The organism is Candidatus Accumulibacter vicinus (genome assembly GCF_000584955.1).
Taxonomy (GTDB): domain Bacteria; phylum Pseudomonadota; class Gammaproteobacteria; order Burkholderiales; family Rhodocyclaceae; genus Accumulibacter; species Accumulibacter vicinus.
In genome coordinates this window covers 74,611-76,678 of record NZ_JDSS02000032.1, presented here as the reverse complement: position 1 = coordinate 76,678, position 2,068 = coordinate 74,611, and the positions used below count along the sequence as shown (strand labels likewise).

Genomic DNA, 2,068 nt, shown 5'->3' with positions numbered 1-2,068 from the left:
GAATCTGGCTGATAACCGCCCCCCGCTCCCCAACTGGAGTGCCGTTCAGCCAGCCGGTGAGGAAAAGAACACCTTGGTCGAAGGCGTCGCCAGTCAGCCCAAGGTTGGTGGCAATAGTGGTCGCCACGGTTTCGGCCGGCATCGAATTGAAGTCGCGAACATAGAGCTGATTGAAAAAGGTGTTGATATCATTGGGGGGAGAAACCGCAGCTAGAACCTGCCGACCGGTATTAAAATCGAGAGCCACATCGTACAAAGCACTGGCAAAGCGCGCAACGACGACGTTGGGGGTCGATATATTCATGAAACTTCCTTTCAAGATTGTTGAATGAACTCTGTGCACAAAGCAAAACCGAGCCGAGGCATCATCATTTTATCATTTTACGTACACTCGCCAACACTCACTGAAACAAAGCGTTTTGGCGAATATGCGATCCGCTTACGCCGACTTTAGTTTAATAAAGGCCGGACGATGTAACTAAATACAACATTTATCACACTACCGGACGAGCGCATACTAGCTCGCCAGGATCCTGCTTGTTTGTGATTTCAATCACAAACACCGATCGCACAGCCGCATCTATTTCGTAGCCAAAGCAAGCTCTCCAGGGCCTCCGCACTCGGAATGGAAAACCTAACCCATTGTTTATATGAGGTTTCAAGCCGTCTCTGGAAACCAAGGCAGTCCGCCGTGATGTTGGAGACCATCTGCGCCGAGCCCTGTGCAAACTGGTGGACCAACTGACCGGCACGACAGTACGGAAGTAATAACAAAAAAAAAATCATACACTTACGCCATATTCATCATATGCTATCCGAGTGCGAAGGCCCTAGCAAGCCCCCCCGGCTCAGCGCCCGTGAAACTTGAGGCCGAAGTATATCGCATGATTTTCCATATTGAACAGGGCTATGTTGCTTTTTTGCAACGTATTTTCGAGATAAGCCACAATAGACCACTGATCTGCCAGCGGATGTTCGTAGGACAGGCGTCCCGCCAGGCGGTCGACGCGGCGCGGCTGCCCGCCGAGCAGCGAACTGTACGGGAGGTCGTCGAGGTCCCGGCCACGCTGGACCCACAGCGACACGGTGTCCAACCCCAGCCTGCGGGCAATGCCGAGGGTGATGTCGGAGCGCCGCTGGTCGCCGCCCGGCCGGTCGGAGTCACGCGCGCGGTCTTTGCGATCCTGTAACAGGACATTGAAATCCCAGACTTCGCCTCGACAGAATAGCCAGGCCTTGGGGCCGGCATAGCGGCCGGCCTGCAGCGGGGCCGCGGGAAAGTCACGGTTTTCATCACTGTAGCCAAGATTGCTGGCGCAGCCGGCGGGTGCAAATGGCGGCGGGAGCTGGTAGAGCAGACCCCAGCCGGTGCTGGTGTAAGTCGGCTGATTGGCCATCCAGAGCCGGGTCTGGCCGAAACGGAAGCCGATCTGCCCAGCGAGGAAGGGATGAAAGTAGGCGGCGTTGGCACTGACGATCGCCTGGTTGGTGTCCGACTTGCCGGGACTGTTGCGGGTGCTGATTTCACCGTTGAACAGGACCATTCCGCCCCCCCAGGCGCGGGCGGCGGAACCGACCCAGGCGGTGCGCGCCGCGCCGCCGGGAATGCGCTCGTTGTCGGCCAGTTGCACCGGGAAACTGCCGCCGGGCAGGGTCAGGGTCAGGAACTGGATGCCAGGAGCGCTGTTGAGATTCGATTCGGCGCCCCCCAGGAACTCGATCGACCAGTCCAGCCGCCAGCCGTCTCCCTTCCAGACGCCGAGTTGCTTGGACAACCACTCTTTCAATACGAATGGAATATCTGGGCGTTGCAAAACCTTTTCAGCGATGATGATGGCAGAATCCCGTTGGCCCATTTCTGCGAGCGCCTGCGCGTAGTCGAGCTCGGTACCGGCCAGGTCGGGATTGAGCAGCAGGGCTTTCTCCAGCGCCAGGGCCGCTTCCTGGGGACGCCCGAGGGTCAGCAGGAGCACCCCCTGATAGGCAAAATAGTCGGCCCGATTCTGGCAGGGTTCTTCCAGACCGGAAAGGCGGGCCGCTTCCGCCTCGCGCTGGGCCGGCTGGATGG

1 protein-coding gene and 1 pseudogene are annotated in these 2,068 nt (G+C 58.2%); both read right to left on the bottom strand.

The window, feature by feature from the left end:
* Nucleotides 1-304, bottom strand: a 304-nt coding sequence (locus CAPSK01_RS15340; RefSeq protein WP_034928530.1) for a hypothetical protein, incomplete at its 3' end; no start/stop codon positions are given.
* A gap of 544 nt (nt 305-848) precedes the next feature.
* A pseudogene (locus tag CAPSK01_RS15335) lies at nt 849-2,068 on the bottom strand (hypothetical protein); the annotation flags it as partial.